Raw genomic sequence first — 16,907 nt, forward strand, 5'->3', positions numbered from 1 at the left:
CCTGGGACGCTCCAGCTTCCACCCGCGAGTCGTGCGCGCGGCTCGCCCCTGCCATCGCGCCGGGAACGGCGCTGTCCCCCGCGAAGGGGCGTGGACCGTTCGACCGGAGCGCCTTCACGCCGCCGAAGGATCACGAGCGCGCCAACGGCCTCAACAGAGGCCACGGGCTCCGGCCCCGGCGATGCGGCCCGGGCCGATCACGTGCTCGTCCGCGGCGAACCGCCGCGCGCCACGACCGCTCCGGTCACCCGGTCATGTCGTTGTTCGGATCGACGACCACGAGTTCCCCGACGTGTTCGGCCAATTCCTCCTGCGCTTCCTCGCCCAGGCGCGAGTCGACGATCAAAGCGTCCGCCTGGCTCAGTGGGGCGATCGTGCTGATGCCGATCACGCCCCACTTCGTGTGGTCCGCGACCACCACGAGTTTGCGAGCCGCCCGCACCAGGGCGCGGTTGGTCTCCGCTTCCAGCAGGTTGGGGGTGGTGAATCCCGCCCGGACACTCATCCCGTGCACCCCCAGCACGAGCACGTCGACGTTGAGGTTCTCCAACGACGCGACCGCGACGGGTCCGACGAGCGCGTCCGACGGGGTACGTACGCCGCCGACCAGGACGACGGTCTGGTCGGCGCGGCCCTGGTGGTGGAAGACGTCGGCCACGGGAATCGAGTTGGTGACCACCGTCAGGCCGGGCACATCCGCGAGATGTCCCGCCAGAGTCCACGTGGTGGTTCCGGCCGACAGGGCCACGGCGCTGCCGGGCGGCACCAGGTCCGCCGCACGACGGGCGATCGCCTCTTTCTCAGCAGCCTGCCGGCCCGACTTCGTCACGAAGCCGGGTTCCTCCGTCGAACCCATCTCGACCGAGGTCGCGCCCCCGTGCACCTTGGCGACCAGCCCCTGCTCGGCCAGCACCTCGAGGTCACGCCGGACGGTCATGTCCGACACGCCGAACATCTCCACCAAGGCGGCGACACGCACCGCTCCCTGCTTGGCCACCAGGTCGACTATCGCGAGTTGCCGCTGCCGGGCCAGCATCCCGCCTCCTATTGATTGCAGGGGCCACGTATCAACAGTTTCAAACATAGCAGCCGCCGAACCGGTCGCATCGGACCTCCCATCCAACGAGTCGACCGCTCCCTCGGCAGGCTTCGTGACGCGCCCGGGGACGCGCCGTATTTCGAGCATGAGGCGGTGAGAAATGTTTGAAACCGAGGACCGCATTGTGTTTTTATGATTGAACCTGTTGGGAGAGTGGCTGTGGCTCGTCCCGACCCCGGCCGCGCGATCAAGGTCGCCGCGTTGCGACGAGGACTGCATCGTGACGAACAGGCGGGCGCGTACATCCCCAAGGAGTCGAAAGTGACCACGGTCGACACGAGATGCGCGGCCCGCCGGTCCGTCGCGAACCCCGACCAACCGCGCATGGTCGCGGCCGGTGAAACCTTCGACGTCGTCGAGGTGAGTGCCGCGATCGGCGAAGCGGCCCTGAGTCTCCTGCGGACCCGAGGGGTCCGACCCGGCACGGTCATCCTCGATCGCCGACGCCACACCGTGGGTTTTCTGGTTCCCCCGCGGCACGAAGGCGCCGGTCGTCGTCGCCGGGAACTTCCCAGACGCCACGGTGCCGGCGTGTGGATCACCTTCCCGCCGTCACCTTGCCCATCGGACGCGCCCGTCGCGTGGCTTGTGGCGCCGGATCGGGGCGCCTTGCGCACGATGCCGGACCAACAGCTCCAGAACGCGATCGCCGACACGGTGCGCGAATCCACCGACCGCGACACCGACCGCATCGGATGAAGGGAAGGCCGCGCGCGCCTTCGCCGGACCGTTCTGCCGCTCGCCCGAACGCGCCGACCTTCGAGTGCGGTTCACCCGCTTCGTCGTCGGACCTCCGGACGCGGGACTGCACGAGCATCCGTGCACACAGCCGTCGGCCGTGAATTGCCGGGGCTTGGCAGGCAGCCGTCCTGACCCGACCGCCGTGACAGCACTCTCGCACCACGGCGTGGCGACGCTGGACTACGTCATCGAAGACCTCGATGACGTGGACGACGCCGATGACGCCGATGACCCGGAACAGGGCTTCCTGGTCGGGAGCTTCCGGGTGGGCGAGACGACGTCCACCACCGGATTCGCCGGCGCCGGTGAGGTCCGGGCCGCGATCGGCGCGGTCCGATGATGCCGTCGCACCCCGCCGCGCCGCACCTCGACGTGCCGTGTGCCGGTGCCCACCGACGGGTTTCAAGGTGCTTTCTCGGGCCATGGCAACGATCACAGTGTCGATGCCTGGGGGCTTCTTCTGACGCATTGCATGTTGCGGGGGATTCCGGTTCGACGGGAAGCTGACGGCCCGTCGGATCACGTTCGTCCTGTTCAACGAGGAACCGGAGAACAGGCGTCCGTCAGACGTGTCGTGCCGTTTCCGGCCGCACCCTCAAGGAGGTGGGATGTCCACCCAGCAACAGCCCCTCGACAGTGCCGAGGTCGACGTGGCTCTGCAGGTCCCCGGCGAACAGGTCAACCGGCTCAAGGCGAACTCCGTCGGGTTGGTCGGCGTCGTATTCATGGCGGTCGCCACCGCCGCCCCGATCACCGCGATGACCGGCAACCTGCCGATCATCGCCGGGTCGGGCAACGGCATCGGGGCTCCCGCCGCGTACCTGTTCGCCACCCTCGTGCTGACCGTCTTCTCGGTCGGGTATGTCGCGATGGCCAAGCACATCACCGCCGCCGGCGCGTTCTACGGCTTCATCTCGCACGGCCTCGGCCGGGTCGCGGGCATGGCGTCGGGCCTGCTGGCGGTCCTGGCGTACGTCGTCTTCGAAGCCTCGATCATCGGCTTCTTCGCGGCCTCGTTCAAACAGCTCGCGAGCGACCAGTGGGGGCTCGACCTGCACTGGGGTTACTACGCGATGTTCGGGCTGCTGGCCATCGCGGCGATGGCGTTCTTCGACATCCACCTGACGGCCAAGTTCCTCGGCGTCGCGCTGGTCCTGGAGATCGCGGTGCTCGCCGCCGTCTCCTTCGCGGTGTTGTTCACCGGCGGTGGACCGGACGGCATCGTCGGCGAGGCGGTCAACCCGCTCAAGGCCTTCGACGGGGTCAACGGCAGCATGGGAGCGGCGGGCCTCGGGCTGTTCTTCGCCTTCTGGTCCTGGGTGGGCTTCGAGTCGACGGCGATGTACGGGGAGGAGTCCCGCGACCCGAAGAAGGTGGTCCCCCGGGCCACGCTCATCTCGGTGGTCGGCGTCGGCCTGTTCTACATCTTCGTGTCCTGGATGATGGTCTCCGCCGCCGGCAAGTCCGGTCTGGCCGAAGCGGCTTCCGAGGGCACCCTGTTCTTCGCGCCTCTGGGCGATCACTTCGGCGACACCTCGGTCAAGATCTTCCAGTGGCTGGTGGTCACCGGCTCCTTCGCCTGTGCGATGGCCTTCCACCAGTGCGCCTCGCGCTACCTCTACGCCATCGGGCGCGAGGGCTTCATCCACCCGGCGCTCGGCAAAACCCACGCCAAGCACGGTTCGCCGTACATCGCCTCGTTCGTCCAGTCCGTCATCGCGATCGTCCTCGTGGTGGCGTTCATCGTCGCGGACATGGACCCGTCGGTGCACCTGTACGGCCTGCTCGCGCTGCTGGGCACGATGGCGATCCTCATCGTCCAGACGCTGTGCTCCTTCTCCGTCGTCGGCTACTTCCACGTACAGCACAGGCACCCGGAGACCAGGCACTGGTTCGCCACCCTCACCGCGCCGGTCGTCGGCGGCGTCGCGATGGCCGCCGTGGTCGGGCTGCTCGTCTACAACATGGACACGGCCGCCGGCGCGGCGGCGGACACGCTGCTCTTCAAGCTCATCCCGTACATCGTCGGCGGATTCTTCCTCGCGGGCATCGCCCTCGCGCTCTACATGAAGCACCAGCGCCCCGAACGCTACGAGCGGATGGGCCGCATCATCCTCGAGGACGCGGCCGAGCGCTGACCTCCTCCACCCGGCCCCGGGCCGTACGCACGTCCTTCCCCGTTCTGCGTACGGCCCGGGGCTTCGTCATGCGTAAGCCCTTCCGGTTCCGCCCGCGAGCCGAGGCTTCGGTGTGCCCGCAACGCCCCGTTCCGGGCCGGGAACCGACTTCCTTCTTCCAAGGAGCATCAAGATGAGCCGAACCAGAGCGATGGCCGCGCTGCAACGCGTGGCCGCCGACCACCGGGCCGCAGCGGCCCTGCGCATGCCGGTCGGCGAGTACCGGGACATCCGTGACGAGGCCGCCGCCGACCCCGCCGGGCCGAGCCGGCGTGCGTTGATCAAGCGAGCCGGAGTGCTGGGGATCGGCCTGGGCCTGGCCGGCACCGCGCTGAGCCGCCCGGCGCTCGCCGCGGAAAGCGCGGCCAGGCCCCCGGCGAACCCGGGCCGGGTGGTCATCGTCGGGGCCGGCATCGCCGGGCTGACGGCGGCGCTGACCCTGGCCGACGCGGGCGTGAAGTCCACCGTGTACGAGGCGAATCCCACCCGTGTCGGCGGCCGGATGTACTCGCAGAAGACCTACTGGGGCGGTGGCCAGACCTCGGAGATCGGCGGCGAGCTGATCGACACCGGGCACAAGAAGATGCTCGAACTGTGCCGCCGGTTCGGACTGGCCACCGTGGACTTCGCCGGCTCCGGGCCGAACGGCGCCACCGAGACCCTGTGGTTCGACAACGCCTACTACCCGCGTGCCCAGGCCGACGAGGACTTCAAGGCGATGTACCAGGCGGTCCGCCGGGACTACCAGGAATGCGGCGACGTCACCTGGAACCGGACCACCGCCGCCGGCACCGCGATCTCGAACACGACCCTGCGCGACTGGATCGACTCCCGGACCCCGGGCGGCTCCTCGTCCAAGCTCGGGCAGTTCCTCGACGTCGCCTACACCGTCGAATACGGCGCGGAGACCGCCGACCAGTCCGCCTACGCCGCCGTCTGCATGCTCGGCTGGCAGTCCAACCCGGGGCACTTCAACATCTGGGGCGGCTCCAACGAGCGCTACCACGTGGTCGGCGGGAACGACCAGGTCCCGAACGCCATCAACGCCGCACTGCCTTCCGGCACCGTGCGGATGGGACACAAGCTGCTCGCCGTCCGGGCGAACGGCGACGGCACCCAGACCCTCACCTTCGACACCGACGGCACGACGACCACGGTGACCGCCGACCACACGATCCTGGCCGTCCCGCTGCCGATCCTCAAAGGTCTCGACCTGACCCGGGCGGGGTTCGACCCGATGATGACGAACCTGCTGCGCGACTCCCGCATGGGCCACGTCTCCAAACTCAACATGCAGTTCACCAAGCGCACCTGGCTCGGAGCGGGCGGCAACGGCCTCGGGCCCTGGCCCGGCGTGACGGCCGGCGACGCCTTCACCGACCTGCCGTTCCAGCAGACCTGGGACACCACCAAGGGCCAACCCGGAACCAAGGGCGTACTGATCCAATACGGCGGCGGCACCATGGCCTCCGCCCTCAACCCGTCCGGCCCCTTCAACACCGCCGAACAGGACGCCTACGTCGCGAACCTGGCGAACACCTACCTGGGACAGATCGACAAACTCTTCCCCGGCACGAAGGCCCAATGGACCGGCAAGGCCCAACTGTCGGCCTGGACCGGGAACCCGTACTCCCTGGGCGCCTATTCGTACTGGCCGGTCGGCTACCTGCACCGCTACGCCGGCTACGAGGGAACCCGCCAGGGCAACGTGCACATCTCCGGCGAACACACCTCCTACGACTTCCAAGGCTTCATGGAAGGCGGCGCCACCGAGGGCGAGCGCGCCGCGAAGGAGGTCCTCGGCCTGGCCTGACCCGACCCCACCGGTGCCGGGCGCGTCCGCCCGGCCGCGCCCGGCACCGGGGGACGCTCGCCGTCGGGACGACCCACGCCGCCACGACCGCGACGACCGGATGAGGCGCTCCTTGCGAGCAGCCCCCGGCGCCGCGTGCCCGGCGGTTCCGGCGGATGGTGGAGCGTGGGCGGCGAGCCCTGCGGGTCAGCCCCCGAAGCGCAGCCGAAAGTCGCGCAGCGACAGTGACACGAGGGGGCGCCGGCCGGAAAGCGCGGCCAACGGGCCGTCGAGCGGGAACTCCCAGCGGGCGGACGCGATCCGCAAACCGGTGCGCACGCGTGCGCGGCTCCTCTTCGCACGGCCGTCGAGGGTCTGGACGATCCGGCCGGCGAGGGTCCATCGCCGGGGCACCGTCAAGCGGGGCGTGAACTCGGCGCGGGCCAGGCAATGTGCGGTTTCCGCCCGTGCGTTCACTCCACCGTCCGTGTATTGCCGGATGTCGATACGGGCCATCTCCTTGGGGATGCCCCACAGGGCGCGGCCACCGTCACGCGCAATCGTATGGTCGACCCAGATGTCGCGGATGCAGGCCCTCGGACGCAGTCCCTCGCGCACCAGCATCGCCACGAGGAATTCGCGGTAGGCGAGTACGCCCCCCGGCTCGTACACGACCCAGGCCGCGGCGACCAGGCGACGTCCGGCGATCGTCACGGACCGGGTCCCTTCCGGCGTGTCGGCGGACAGATGACGCCTCGGAACGGCGAACAGCGAAATGTGGAGTTGCCCGCGCAGCTCCCATGGCTCCGGCGGATAGACCGACACGCACGGCCCCCTTCATCACGGATGAACCGGACGGTCACGCAGGAGCGCCGACCCGCCGAGGGTCCCGAAGCCCCTCCTCCACTCGGCTGCCTCGTCCTTCCGCGGACAATCCGTCCGCTCCGACGGACCAAAACCGGGCCGCAGCCGTCCGACATGCGCACTCATCGTAGTACATCGATGACTTGGGGTTACGGTGAACGGGCTTCCGAGTACACGGGAGGTCGCCGTGGACGTGTTCAGGACGCCTTGCGCTTGCCGTGCGCGCGCTTCGTGCCGCCGGCGTCGCGGACGGCGTCCTCGAGTTGGTCGCGCGTCATCCTGGAGCGTCCCGGTACCTCGAGGTCGGCGGCCATGCGGGACAGTTCGGCCTTGGTCAAGGCGGACAGGTTCCCGGCCTTGCCGTTCGGCGCGGAGCCGCCCTTCCCGCCGCTGTCGCCCCTGTCGCCCGTCCTCGGCCGAGACTTCCCGCCGGTGGGGCCGGCCTTCCTCCCACGCGGGCGGGTCGTCGTCCCCGCGCGACGCTTGGCGGAGCCTGCGGCTTCGCCCTTGCCGGGCTTGGTGCGGCCGGCCGTGGTACGGCCGCGCCCGCCCGCGGTGTCCACACTGCGGCGCAGGGCGTCCATGAGGTCGACCACGTTCGTCGGCTCGGGGGCTTCCTCGGCGGAGACCATCTCGTTGCCTTGCCGTTTGCTCTCCAGGAGTTCCTCGACGCGTTCGCGGTAGGTGTCGTGGTACTCGTCGGGGTGCCAGGGGGCGGCCATCGCCTCGACGAGTTGTTCGGCCATCTTCAGTTCCCGCTCCTTGAACGCGGTCTTCTTCGGGAGATGGTCGAGTTCGGCGGTGGGATCGCGGATCTCGTCCGCGAAGTGCAGCGTTTCCAGGGTCAGTACCCGCCCCCGGGCGCGCAGAGCGGTCAGGTACTGGCGGCCGCGCATCACGAACAGGGCGATGCCGACGCGGTTCGTGCGCTCCAGCGCCTGGAGCAGCAGGGCGTAGACGCGTTCGTACTCGGGTTTGGTGGGAGCGAGGTAGTAGGTCTTGTCGAAGTGGATGGGGTCGATGTCGGCGAGGTCGACGAAAGCGGTGACGTCGATGCTTCGGGACCGGCCCGGGGCGATGTCGGCGAGTTCGTCGGGCTCGACGGTGAGGTACCGGCCGTCGCCGGTGTCGTAACCCTTGACGATGTCGGCGTAGTCGACCTCCTTGCCCGTGCGCTCGTTCACTCGCTGGTTCCGGACCCGGTCGGCGGTGCCGCGTTGGAGCTGGTGGAAGTGGATCGTGTGGTCCTCGGTCGCCGAGAACAGCCCGACGGGGACGGTCACCAAGCCGAAATTGATCACACCGGTCCAGATCGCGCGCGCCATACCCGCACCTTTCTGCCAACGAGCGGACCGGCCACCGCCGGCCGGGACGGACGGGAGGGCGGGCGCCCGGCGGGGTCGCCACCCGGCGGGACATACTCTCCGAGCAGTCGAGCACCCGAGCACTTATTTTCCTTTTCTCCTGTTTTCATTCACTTTTGTCCGAGAGCGCACCGATCTCCGACCCGACCGAGGTACACAGCGCGTTGTCCTGCCGGCCGGAGAACCTCGGCCTGCCCGCCGGGGTCGACGTTTCGTCACCCGCGCGTTCGCGGGCGGCGACCGCGGCGCGACTCGACCGTCGGCCCCGTCTCAGCGGTACCGCAACGCCCCCGTCGCCGTGTGGCCCGCCCCCTGCCGGAAACGAAACGAGGCCTGGCGTCCGCTGTGCAGGGAGCATTCGACCCGGGCCGGCGGATCGAACTCGGTGAAGTACGGCGTCCGCAGCCGAAACGCCGTCGGCCGCAACAGCTCGCCGTCGCTCGCGAGTGCGATCGCCTGCCGGGCGGCTTCGACGAGCACCATCCCGGGCACGTGGTCGCCGGCGTGATCGAAGAAGAAGGGATGCAGGTGATCGGCGGGGTCCAGTTCCAGGATCCCGCCCCCGCTGTGTGCGAGCAGGACGTCGCGGGGCAGGACCGCGTCCACCGCCTCCGGTGTCGGTCTGCGGCACGGCCGAGGCGCTCGGACCCCGGCCGAATCGCCGCGCAGAGCCGCATACGTGCCCGCGTCCAGGAATCGCGCGTTGCCGCCCGCGCGCGCGAAGGTTGTGAGGCCGGCCGAGAGGTGGATGCGCAAGCGCATGCCCCGAAGTCCGCGCCCGTCGCGCGTGGGCCGCAGGTCGTCGACTTCGGCCAAACAGGTGATATCGGTGGCGCCGCTCCGCAAACGCGGCTCCGTGGCGACGTTCACGCCGTAAAAAAGGTCCTTGATCAGAAAGTGCGCTTCGAGGGGCACGGAGAAGAACTGCGACGGGATGAAGATTCCCAGCTGACGGAGCGTTTCCACGATCATCAGCCGGCTGTGTCCGCCGTCGCCGGACGGCGGGAATGTGGGATGCGAGCGAGGCCACTGGGCCGCGGCCAGAAAGGTCGCCTCCGCGAGACGGACCACATCGGTCAACAACACCTCGGCCACCGAAGCCCGGTGCACCGACTCCCGTGCCACGGTGCGCGACCAACTCAACTGCCTCGCCGACAGGCCCGAAGACGCTGCGCGGCCACCGAACGTAGTCATGGATACAAGCAGAACCCAGGGGCCGGGATGGTGCATGTCGTCCTCTCGCCACGACTCTCGCGGCATCAGGCGCGCCTTGGAAGGTGCGACGGTTCCGCTTCCGAGCGATGTCGTGTCGCGTCCGTGGTGCGTCACCACGAGCCCGAACGGCACTAGTTTCTACGCAGATATCCGAGCTGGAGGTGGCACGTGCAGGAACGGGCCGGAGCGACTCGCCAATCCCTTCTGGAGACGGCGGCACGCCTGTTCCACGAGCGAGGGTTCGCCGGGACGAGCATCAGCGATATCGGCAACGCGTCGGGACTCACCAGCGGTGCCATCTATTTCCACTTCACCAACAAGGATGCCCTGGCCCGCGCCATCGTCGAAGCCCACTTCGCCACCTGGCCGGAGCTCATCGAACGGCAAATCCCGGCGGGCGCACCGGCCTTGGAGGGTCTGGTGCGGCTCAGCTTCGCGGTGGCCCGGGCCTATCGCGACGATCCCGTGGTCCGTGGCGGGGCACGGTTGTGGGGAGAGCGCTACGCCATCGACGCGACACTGCCGACCCCCTTCGTGGACTGGATCGCCGCCGCGCACGCCTTGCTGGATCGCGCGCGCGAGGAAGGCGATCTCGCGGACCGCGTCGATCCGGCGGCGGCGGCTCGCTCGATCATCCACGCCTTCTTCGGCATGCACACCGTCTCCGACGCGCTCTCCGGCCGCGCCGACATCGAGAACGACCTGACCGACCTCTGGCGCCTGCTCCTGCCGGCCCTGCTCGCCGATCCCCCGCGCGCCGAGGCCACCCTGGCCCGCGCCCTGGCGGGTACAACGGACGGCCCCGGAGTCGCCCCGAAGGTTTGCGCGGACGCCGAATAGCCACGGGCGACAGCCCCGAACGCGCCGTCCCGACCACCCACGCGAACGCCTCCTCACCTGCCGGCGGATCACCGAACGACGCGGCCACCCATCGTGACCGGCACCCCGGAGCGCGACGCGTACCACCGGACCGACGGGTCGCCCGCACCCGCCCGCACCCGCATCGAGAGCAACACGCTGTCAAAGCGTCATTATTTGATTACTTACCGTATCCAACCTAACGTAATGAGCGTTATGTTTCGGGTCGGCCCACAACGCCGTCTCCGGACCTCGCGCGGGCATCTCGGGGGCCCGCCCTCTCTCGATCGGACGGCCCCATCGATGACAGGCAACTCCCTCCTCTCCTGGACCCCGGCAGCCATCGTCTTCGACTGCGACGGAACCCTGCTGGACAGCGAATGCCACTGGGAAGAAGCGCGTGAGCTCGTGCTTCGTGGGTACGGGGTCCCGACCCCGGCCGACTTCGGCGAACGCACCAAGGGCCTGCACTTCACCGAATGCGGGCGGCTCATGACCGAAGTGGTGGGCCTGCCCACCAGCCACGCAGACCAGGTGACCGGGCAACTCCTCGAACACTTCCGCAAGTTGGTCGCGGCCCATCCCGTGACGATTCCCGGGGCGGTCGAATTCGTACGCCTGGCCTCGTACTTCGCACCCCTGGCGGTGGCGAGCAACTGCCCCCGTGACGTGGTGAAGTCGGGCCTGGCACACGCCGGACTGCTCCACCGCTTCGTCGACGTCGTGGTCCCGGACGCGAACCTGCGCCCCAAGCCCGAACCGGACGTCTACCTCGCCGCCACCCGAGCCTGCGGCGCCACTCCGGCCGTCACCCTGGCGGTGGAGGACTCGTACTGCGGCATCCTCTCCGCGACGCGGGCGGGGTTGCGCGTCCTGGGCGTGGGTGCCGACCCTCGCGACGAGGAACTGGCTCTCGCCGACATGTGGGTGAGCACACTGGCCGACGCCGACCTCCTGCACTGGGCGAAGACACGCGAGAGCCTGCCGGAGTCCCGCGTGCCTGCCGCCGACCGGGGAGCCCGGGCAACGGAAGCGGTCGTGGTCTCGTGACGGCGCGACGGGGGCACCGACGCGCCCTGTGACACCACCGCGACGGTGCGGCGACCGACCGCGCCGCCACCGACGACATGCGCCGCGCGACCGGCTGGTTCGCCGAGGGGCCGTCGGAGGCCGAGGCATGGGAAAGGTGGTCACTGCGGCCTGAAGACGCGTTGACGCGTGCTCGGGGGCGGGCGGTGCGCGTGCGGGCGGGGCGACGCGCACGCCATGTGGTGGCGCCTGCCGGCTCCGACGGGTCGGCGGCGTGCCGTTCACGGCCGCTGTCGTCCGGTTTCGCGTGTGGTCAGCGGTGTGCTGCTCCCAGTGCGCCGGTGGTGTAGTCGATCAGTGCGTCGGCGACGTCGTGCGCATTGTGGTCGTCGGTCGGGGGCGCGTCGGCGAGGGCGGTGACGATGGTGAGTGCGGCCCAGGCGAAGCGGGTGCGAAGGACGGTGGGCGGCAACGCGGGCAGGGCACGGGCGAGTTCGGCGTCGAAGGGGGCCCGGTGCAGAGCGGCCTGTTCGGCCAGGCGGTCGCGCCAGGGCTGTGCGGCCCGGGCCAGGGCGGCAAGGAAGCCGAGATAGGTCGGGCCCCAGGGCTCCTCCCGGCGGATTTCGTCCAGGGGGCGTACGAAGGCTTCGACGACCGCGCCGAGTTCGGGCGTGTCGGCGACGCCGAGCCGGTCGAGGTAGCGCGCGCGGCGCTGCGCGAGACGGCTCATGCGGTGGGTGAGCACCGCGTTCACGAGGGCCTGTTTGGAGCCGAAGTGGTAGTGCGCGGCGGCCACGTTCACGCCCGCTTCGGCGTTGATCGCGCGCATCGAGGCGCCGTCGACACCGGCGTCGGCAATCCGCCGCTCGGCGGCCTCGATCAGCCGCGTCGCGGTCGTGTCTCCGTCGGTCTCGGTCATGCCGCCGATCCGCGCCCCGCCACTGCTGCCCACCGTGTACCGCCTTACTGGTTCTTGCCGATCACACCGGAGCCATGATAGCCATCACCTGTTTCCATCGCCTGATTCAATCATCTGTTTAAATCAGGCGATGGACGCTCTGGACTCTCGGAGGTTTACATGAACGACCCCTTCGCCGCCCCGCCCGACGACACCGCGGACACGCCGGCTCCCGCCGAGCACCGCACTCCGTCCGGCACCATGGGCAGGTTGTTCGAGGTCTGGGCAGAGCCGAAGGGCCGGGCGATCGAGGTCGCGCCGCGCACGTGGCAGGTCACCGCCGGAGTGGTCAACGTCGCGGTGATCGAGACGGACGAGGGCCTGGTCCTGGTCGACACCGCGATGCGGCACGACGGACCGGAACTGCTGCGCCTGATCCGCACCGTCACCGACGCGCCGCTGCACACCGTCGTGTACAGCCACGCGCACATCGACCACGCGTTCGGACACGGCCCGCTGCTCGCCGAGGCGGCCGAACGGGGCGACCCGCCCCCGCGCATCGTGGCGCACCGCGCCGTCATGGACCGGTTCCGCCGCTACATCCGCACCGCCGACCTCAACACCACCGTCAACGCCCGCCAGTCCGGCGGCCCGCGCACCTGGTGGCCCCGGCACGAGACCGACATATTCTGGCCGGACACCGTGTACGACGACACGCTGACCCTGCGGATCGGCGGCGAGGAATTCCACCTGCACCACGCCCGCGCCGAAACCGACGACGCCACCTGGGTGTGGATCCCCGGCCGACGCGTGGTCTGCGTCGGCGACCTGTGGAACGGGGTGTGCCCGAACGCCGGCAACCCGCAAAAGGTCCAGCGCTACGCCGACGAATGGGCGGACGCCTTCGACCGCATCGCCGCCGTCGGCCCCGACACCCTCATCCCCGGCCACTCCATGCCGATCCTCGGCGCCGCCACCATCCGCGAACGCCTCGGCAACGCCGCCGAACTCCTGCGCCACATCGTCGCCCACACCCTCGACGCGCTGAACGCCGGTCAGCGCCCGGACACCATCCTCGACACGCTGCGCGTCCCGCCGCACCTGGCAGACCTGCCGTACCTGCAACCCCTGCACGACCGCCCCGAGTTCATCGCCGCCAACGTCATCCGGCTGCACGGCGGCTGGTGGAACGGCTACGCCGCCGACCTGCTCCCCGCTCCCCGTGAGCAACTCGCCGCGGTCCTCGCCGAACTCGCCGGCGGCGCCGACGCCCTCGCCGCCAAAGCCCGCGATCTCATCGGCGACGATCTGCAACTCGCCTGCCACCTCGCCGAACTCGCCGTCCTCGCCGCACCGGACAACACCGGCGCCCACGAGGCGGCGGCCGAGGCGTTCACCCGGCGCTTCGACGCCGAGACCTCCTTCATGGGCCGCGGCATCTACCGCATCGCCGCCACCACCTCCCGAGAGGCCCTCCGCGCCCTCACCACCACCAGGGACAGCCGGTGAACCCCGCCCACGACCTGACCGACCGGATCGCCGTCGTCACCGGCGCCGCCGGCGGCATCGGCCGCGCCACCGCACTGCGCCTCGCCGACTGCGGCGCCACCGTGATCTGCACCGACCACGACGGCCACGGTGCCGCGACAACCGCCCACACGATCGAGACCGCGCACGGGACCGACCGCGCCTGGCACCACCCCCTCGACGTCACCGACGCCGCCGCCGTCGACGACCTGATCGACCGCACCACACAACGCCACGGCCGCCTCGACACCATGGTCAACGTCGCCGGCATCTCGCACGCCCGGCGCGTCGTCGACACCGACGAAGCCGACCTGAACCGTGTCCTCGCCGTCAACCTCAAAGGCGTCTTCTTCGGCTGCCGCGCCGCCGCCCGGGTCATGACCGCCCAAGGCAGCGGCAACATCGTCAACGTCGCCTCCAGCGCCATCGACACCCTGCGCCCCAACATCGCCTGCTACGCCATGTCGAAAGCCGCCGTCGCCCAACTCACCAAAACCCTCGCCGTCGAAGCCGGCCCGGACGGCGTCCGTGTCAACGCCGTCGCCCCCGGTGTCATCGCCACCCCCATGACCGCCGGTATCCCCCAGGAACGCAACATCGAAGCCGCCGCCCTCCGCCGGATCGGCCACCCCGACGACGTCGCCTGGGCCGTCTGCTATCTCGCGTCACCCGCCGCCGAGTTCATCACCGGCCAGATACTTCGCATCAACGGCGGCACCGCCATGCCCGGCTGACCGGGAGGCTGTCCGGAGCAGCCCGGCCGACCGCTTCGGTCGGGCTGCTCCCCCGCCGCCTGTCAGGCCCTTTGGCGGGCCGTTGTTGTAGAGCCTGACGGTCAACGCGGCGACCTCGTCCTGCCAGGCGCCTTCGCCGCCGATCGTCATTTGCGCCAAGCCGACGACGTTGACGCCGCCGAGGGTGGAGTAGTCGGCCCAGGCGCATACCGGGAACCGGAAATCCGCGACGTTCTTCGGCCCCGTCGCCCGTGCTGCGGGTGACCTGCATGCCGCGAGGTGCGGGCGGCGGTGATCTCCTCGGGGCCGGCGGTGCGCTCGGACGGTTCGCGGCACATAGCGACGGAACGTCTCGCCGTCGGCGGTGCGCGGGGCGGGCGCGTGCGGGTCGGGCTCGTGCGGGGCGGGCGCGTGCGGGTCGGGCTCGTGCGGGGCGGGCTCGGTGCCCGTCCGTGAACCGAATGCGTCGCGCCCGACCCGCGGTCGCGCCGAACCCGCCCGTCGGCGCCGGTCGCGGCGGTCGCGCCGCGAGTTCACCGGTGGGCAGGGGCCGTCCCGCGTGGCCGGCAAGGACCGCGTCCCGCCATGTCCGGACGCTGTCCTCGGCGGCTACTCCGCGTAGGGCTGGTCCTCGCCCTGGGCGCTGTAGGCGAGGCTCCAGATGTAGCCGTCCGGGTCGGCGAAGGTGCCGCCGTACCCGCCCCAGGGCAGGGCCCCGGCGGGCTTGAGGATCGTGGCGCCGGCCTTCGCTGCCTCCGCGACGACCGCGTCGACCCGCGCCTCACTGCGGACGACGTAGGTGAGGACCAGCCCGCTGAATCCGCTGCCTTCCGGGCTCGTGCCCACCTGGTCGGCCAGGCCTTCGCGGCCGTAGAAGCCGACGGGTGAGGCGCCGTCCGATTCGAAGAACACCGAGATGCCGTAGTCGTTCGCGACCTTCCAGCCCAGCCCCTCGGTGTAGAACCGCTTGGACGCCTCCATGTCCCGGACGCCGAGAAGGATCGAGCTCACGTGCGCTTTCATGCTTGTCTCCCTGGTGCTTGAGGTGCTGTGCCGTCCGACCGCCGGCAGGCCGGACCGCCGGGTCTGGCCCGGATGTCACATCGGCACGGGTTCACCGGTCAATCAGTAATGACCGACGAGACGAAGGAATGTGACACATGGTCGATCAGGACTGGGTGAGCGAGCAGTTCGCCGAGCACCAGGGCCGCTTGCACGCGGTGGCCTACCGGATGCTCGGCACGCCCGGCGAGGCCGAGGACGCGGTGCAGGAGGTATGGCTGCGGGTCAGCCGCGCCGACACCGGCGAGATCGAGAACCCGGGAGGATGGCTGACCACGATCGTCGCCCGGGTGTGCCTGAACATGCTCGAGGCGCGCCGGAATCGGCGGGAGGAGTCGGCCGGGGCGCTGCCGCCCGAGCCGGAGGCGCCGCATGCGACCATCCGGCCGACCGGCCCGTCCGGCCCCGAGGACGAGACGCTGCTGGCCGATTCGGTCGGTGTCGCGCTGACGGTGGTGCTGGACACGCTGACTCCCGCCGAGCGGCTCGCGTTCGTCCTGCACGACGTCTTCGCGGTGTCGTTCGGCGAAATCGGCGCCATCACCGACCGCTCCCCGGCGGCGGCGCGGCAGCTCGCCAGCCGGGCCCGGCGTCGGGTACAAGGAGCCGCCGACGCATCCGATGCCGCGCGATCGGCCAAACGGGAGATCATCGACGCGTTCCTCGCCGCCGCCCGGAGCGGGAACTTCGCCGCCCTGGTCGAGGTGCTCGATCCGGACGCGGTGGTCGGCGACATCCGCGGCGGCCACGAGGTGGCGGCCTTCTTCGCCGGACGGGCTCAGGCCGCCCGGCTCGCTCTGGTCGACGGAGTACCGGCTGCCGTCTGGTCGCACCTGGGCCGGCCGAAGGCCGTCTTCGCGTTCACCGTCGACGACGACAAGATCACCCGCATCGACATCGACACCGACCCCGACCGGCTCCGCGACCGCGACATCGTCGTACTTCCCGGTGGCGACAAGGAGCGGAGGTGACCCGTACGAACCTCAGGCTCTCGTCCTGCACGCTCACCGTCCACGATCTCGACGCGGCGCTCGGCTTCTACCGTGACGTGCTCGGCTTCGAGGTACGCGACGGCCACGGCTCCGGGCGGATACGACGGGTGAGCGTCGGCCCGCCCGCACAGCCCGATGTGCGGATCGTCCTCGAATCCCCCGGCGCGGACCCCCATGTCCCACCAGCCGACCGGCAGGCGATCGCCGGCCTGATGGCCAACGGTCTGCTGGGCCCCCTCGTCTTCGCGACCGACGACTGCGACGCCACCTTCGAGCGCATCGAGGCTGCGGGCACCGAGGTGATGCAGGAACCGATCGACCGGCCCGGCGGCGTCCGCGACTGCGCGTTCGTCGATCCGTCCGGCAACATGTTGCGATTCGCCCAATCGCGGCAAGTGGTCCCGTCTCCGGAGGCACAGCGGGCTGCATGTGCGGCGATCCGGCAGGACGGCGGGAACAGACCGTGAAGTTCCGGGCCGACGTCGACCCCGGTGCAACCGACGAGTGGGCCGGAGGCCAGGCGCGGCCGCTACCCGCTCGGCCTGAACAACGCCC

16 protein-coding genes are annotated in these 16,907 nt (G+C 70.2%); 10 read left to right on the plus strand and 6 right to left on the minus strand.

The window, feature by feature from the left end; all coding sequences use genetic code 11:
* Positions 1-244 precede the first annotated feature (244 nt).
* Positions 245-1,036, minus strand: coding sequence for a DeoR/GlpR family DNA-binding transcription regulator (locus tag ACIBSV_RS40670; protein WP_395872330.1), 792 nt, complete (start codon positions 1,034-1,036; stop codon positions 245-247).
* 222 nt (positions 1,037-1,258) lie between these two features.
* Between ACIBSV_RS40670 and ACIBSV_RS40675 the strand changes: the two genes are divergently transcribed.
* The 4 genes from ACIBSV_RS40675 to ACIBSV_RS40690 all read left to right on the plus strand — a co-directional run bounded on the left by ACIBSV_RS40675 (position 1,259) and on the right by ACIBSV_RS40690 (position 5,830).
* The gene (locus ACIBSV_RS40675; RefSeq protein WP_395872331.1) at positions 1,259-1,798 is read left to right on the plus strand and encodes a hypothetical protein; all 540 of its coding nucleotides are present in this window, start codon (positions 1,259-1,261) and stop codon (positions 1,796-1,798) included.
* 184 nt (positions 1,799-1,982) lie between these two features.
* Complete coding sequence (locus ACIBSV_RS40680; protein ID WP_395872333.1) at positions 1,983-2,180, plus strand: hypothetical protein; 198 nt, start codon at positions 1,983-1,985, stop codon at positions 2,178-2,180.
* Positions 2,181-2,448: 268 nt separating this feature from the next.
* Positions 2,449-3,978 carry an APC family permease gene (locus ACIBSV_RS40685; protein ID WP_395872335.1) on the plus strand — a complete coding sequence of 510 codons (1,530 nt, stop codon included), beginning with the start codon at positions 2,449-2,451 and terminating at the stop codon, positions 3,976-3,978.
* Between the two features lie 172 nt (positions 3,979-4,150).
* Complete coding sequence (locus ACIBSV_RS40690) at positions 4,151-5,830, plus strand: FAD-dependent oxidoreductase (RefSeq protein ID WP_395872337.1); 1,680 nt, start codon at positions 4,151-4,153, stop codon at positions 5,828-5,830.
* Positions 5,831-6,016: 186 nt separating this feature from the next.
* Here the strand turns inward: ACIBSV_RS40690 and ACIBSV_RS40695 are convergent, their stop codons facing one another.
* The 3 genes from ACIBSV_RS40695 to ACIBSV_RS40705 form a co-directional block, all read right to left on the minus strand.
* Complete coding sequence (locus tag ACIBSV_RS40695; protein WP_395872339.1) at positions 6,017-6,523, minus strand: acetoacetate decarboxylase family protein; 507 nt, start codon at positions 6,521-6,523, stop codon at positions 6,017-6,019.
* Positions 6,524-6,870: 347 nt separating this feature from the next.
* Positions 6,871-7,998 carry a Ku protein gene (locus tag ACIBSV_RS40700; protein ID WP_395872341.1) on the minus strand — a complete coding sequence of 376 codons (1,128 nt, stop codon included), beginning with the start codon at positions 7,996-7,998 and terminating at the stop codon, positions 6,871-6,873.
* Between the two features lie 309 nt (positions 7,999-8,307).
* The gene (locus ACIBSV_RS40705) at positions 8,308-9,231 is read right to left on the minus strand and encodes a ScbA/BarX family gamma-butyrolactone biosynthesis protein (protein ID WP_395872343.1); all 924 of its coding nucleotides are present in this window, start codon (positions 9,229-9,231) and stop codon (positions 8,308-8,310) included.
* Between the two features lie 189 nt (positions 9,232-9,420).
* On the opposite strand from ACIBSV_RS40705, the gene ACIBSV_RS40710 reads away from it, so the two are divergent.
* Positions 9,421-10,092 carry a ScbR family autoregulator-binding transcription factor gene (locus tag ACIBSV_RS40710; RefSeq protein ID WP_395872344.1) on the plus strand — a complete coding sequence of 224 codons (672 nt, stop codon included), beginning with the start codon at positions 9,421-9,423 and terminating at the stop codon, positions 10,090-10,092.
* 321 nt (positions 10,093-10,413) lie between these two features.
* Positions 10,414-11,160: an HAD family hydrolase gene (locus tag ACIBSV_RS40715; protein ID WP_395872346.1), complete on the plus strand. Its 747-nt coding sequence runs from the start codon at positions 10,414-10,416 to the stop codon at positions 11,158-11,160.
* 292 nt (positions 11,161-11,452) lie between these two features.
* On the opposite strand, the gene ACIBSV_RS40720 is transcribed toward ACIBSV_RS40715, so the two are convergent.
* Positions 11,453-12,058: a TetR/AcrR family transcriptional regulator gene (locus tag ACIBSV_RS40720; RefSeq protein ID WP_395872348.1), complete on the minus strand. Its 606-nt coding sequence runs from the start codon at positions 12,056-12,058 to the stop codon at positions 11,453-11,455.
* 159 nt (positions 12,059-12,217) lie between these two features.
* Between ACIBSV_RS40720 and ACIBSV_RS40725 the strand changes: the two genes are divergently transcribed.
* The gene (locus ACIBSV_RS40725) at positions 12,218-13,546 is read left to right on the plus strand and encodes an alkyl sulfatase dimerization domain-containing protein (RefSeq protein WP_395872350.1); all 1,329 of its coding nucleotides are present in this window, start codon (positions 12,218-12,220) and stop codon (positions 13,544-13,546) included.
* Positions 13,543-14,298: an SDR family NAD(P)-dependent oxidoreductase gene (locus ACIBSV_RS40730; protein WP_395872351.1), complete on the plus strand. Its 756-nt coding sequence runs from the start codon at positions 13,543-13,545 to the stop codon at positions 14,296-14,298. The genes ACIBSV_RS40725 and ACIBSV_RS40730 overlap by 4 nt, the downstream gene beginning before the upstream one ends.
* Before the next feature lie 609 nt (positions 14,299-14,907).
* Here ACIBSV_RS40730 and ACIBSV_RS40735 read toward each other — a convergent pair.
* Complete coding sequence (locus ACIBSV_RS40735) at positions 14,908-15,321, minus strand: VOC family protein (RefSeq protein ID WP_395872353.1); 414 nt, start codon at positions 15,319-15,321, stop codon at positions 14,908-14,910.
* A 137-nt stretch (positions 15,322-15,458) separates the two neighbouring features.
* Here ACIBSV_RS40735 and ACIBSV_RS40740 point away from each other — a divergent pair, with 137 nt between their 5' ends.
* On the plus strand, positions 15,459-16,331 hold the full coding sequence (locus tag ACIBSV_RS40740; RefSeq protein WP_395872355.1) for a sigma-70 family RNA polymerase sigma factor: 873 nt from the start codon (positions 15,459-15,461) through the stop codon (positions 16,329-16,331).
* On the plus strand, positions 16,328-16,819 hold the full coding sequence (locus tag ACIBSV_RS40745) for a VOC family protein (RefSeq protein ID WP_395872357.1): 492 nt from the start codon (positions 16,328-16,330) through the stop codon (positions 16,817-16,819). Before ACIBSV_RS40740 ends, ACIBSV_RS40745 begins: the two co-directional genes overlap by 4 nt.
* Positions 16,820-16,907: the final 88 nt, after the last annotated feature.

Origin of the sequence: Embleya sp. NPDC050154 (assembly GCF_044460165.1) — a bacterium.
Taxonomy (GTDB): domain Bacteria; phylum Actinomycetota; class Actinomycetes; order Streptomycetales; family Streptomycetaceae; genus Embleya.

Excerpts from the sequence above, each read along its gene's own strand:
- ACIBSV_RS40735 (WP_395872353.1), bottom strand. The coding sequence starts at position 15,321 with ATGAAAGCGCACGTGAGCTCGATCCTTCTCGGCGTCCGGGACATGGAG.
- ACIBSV_RS40705 (WP_395872343.1), bottom strand. The coding sequence starts at position 9,231 with ATGACTACGTTCGGTGGCCGCGCAGCGTCTTCGGGCCTGTCGGCGAGG.
- ACIBSV_RS40670 (WP_395872330.1), bottom strand. The coding sequence starts at position 1,036 with ATGCTGGCCCGGCAGCGGCAACTCGCGATAGTCGACCTGGTGGCCAAG.
- ACIBSV_RS40740 (WP_395872355.1), top strand. The coding sequence starts at position 15,459 with ATGGTCGATCAGGACTGGGTGAGCGAGCAGTTCGCCGAGCACCAGGGC.
- ACIBSV_RS40690 (WP_395872337.1), top strand. The coding sequence starts at position 4,151 with ATGAGCCGAACCAGAGCGATGGCCGCGCTGCAACGCGTGGCCGCCGAC.
- ACIBSV_RS40720 (WP_395872348.1), bottom strand. The coding sequence starts at position 12,058 with ATGACCGAGACCGACGGAGACACGACCGCGACGCGGCTGATCGAGGCC.
- ACIBSV_RS40725 (WP_395872350.1), top strand. The coding sequence starts at position 12,218 with ATGAACGACCCCTTCGCCGCCCCGCCCGACGACACCGCGGACACGCCG.
- ACIBSV_RS40685 (WP_395872335.1), top strand. The coding sequence starts at position 2,449 with ATGTCCACCCAGCAACAGCCCCTCGACAGTGCCGAGGTCGACGTGGCT.
- ACIBSV_RS40700 (WP_395872341.1), bottom strand. The coding sequence starts at position 7,998 with ATGGCGCGCGCGATCTGGACCGGTGTGATCAATTTCGGCTTGGTGACC.
- ACIBSV_RS40715 (WP_395872346.1), top strand. The coding sequence starts at position 10,414 with ATGACAGGCAACTCCCTCCTCTCCTGGACCCCGGCAGCCATCGTCTTC.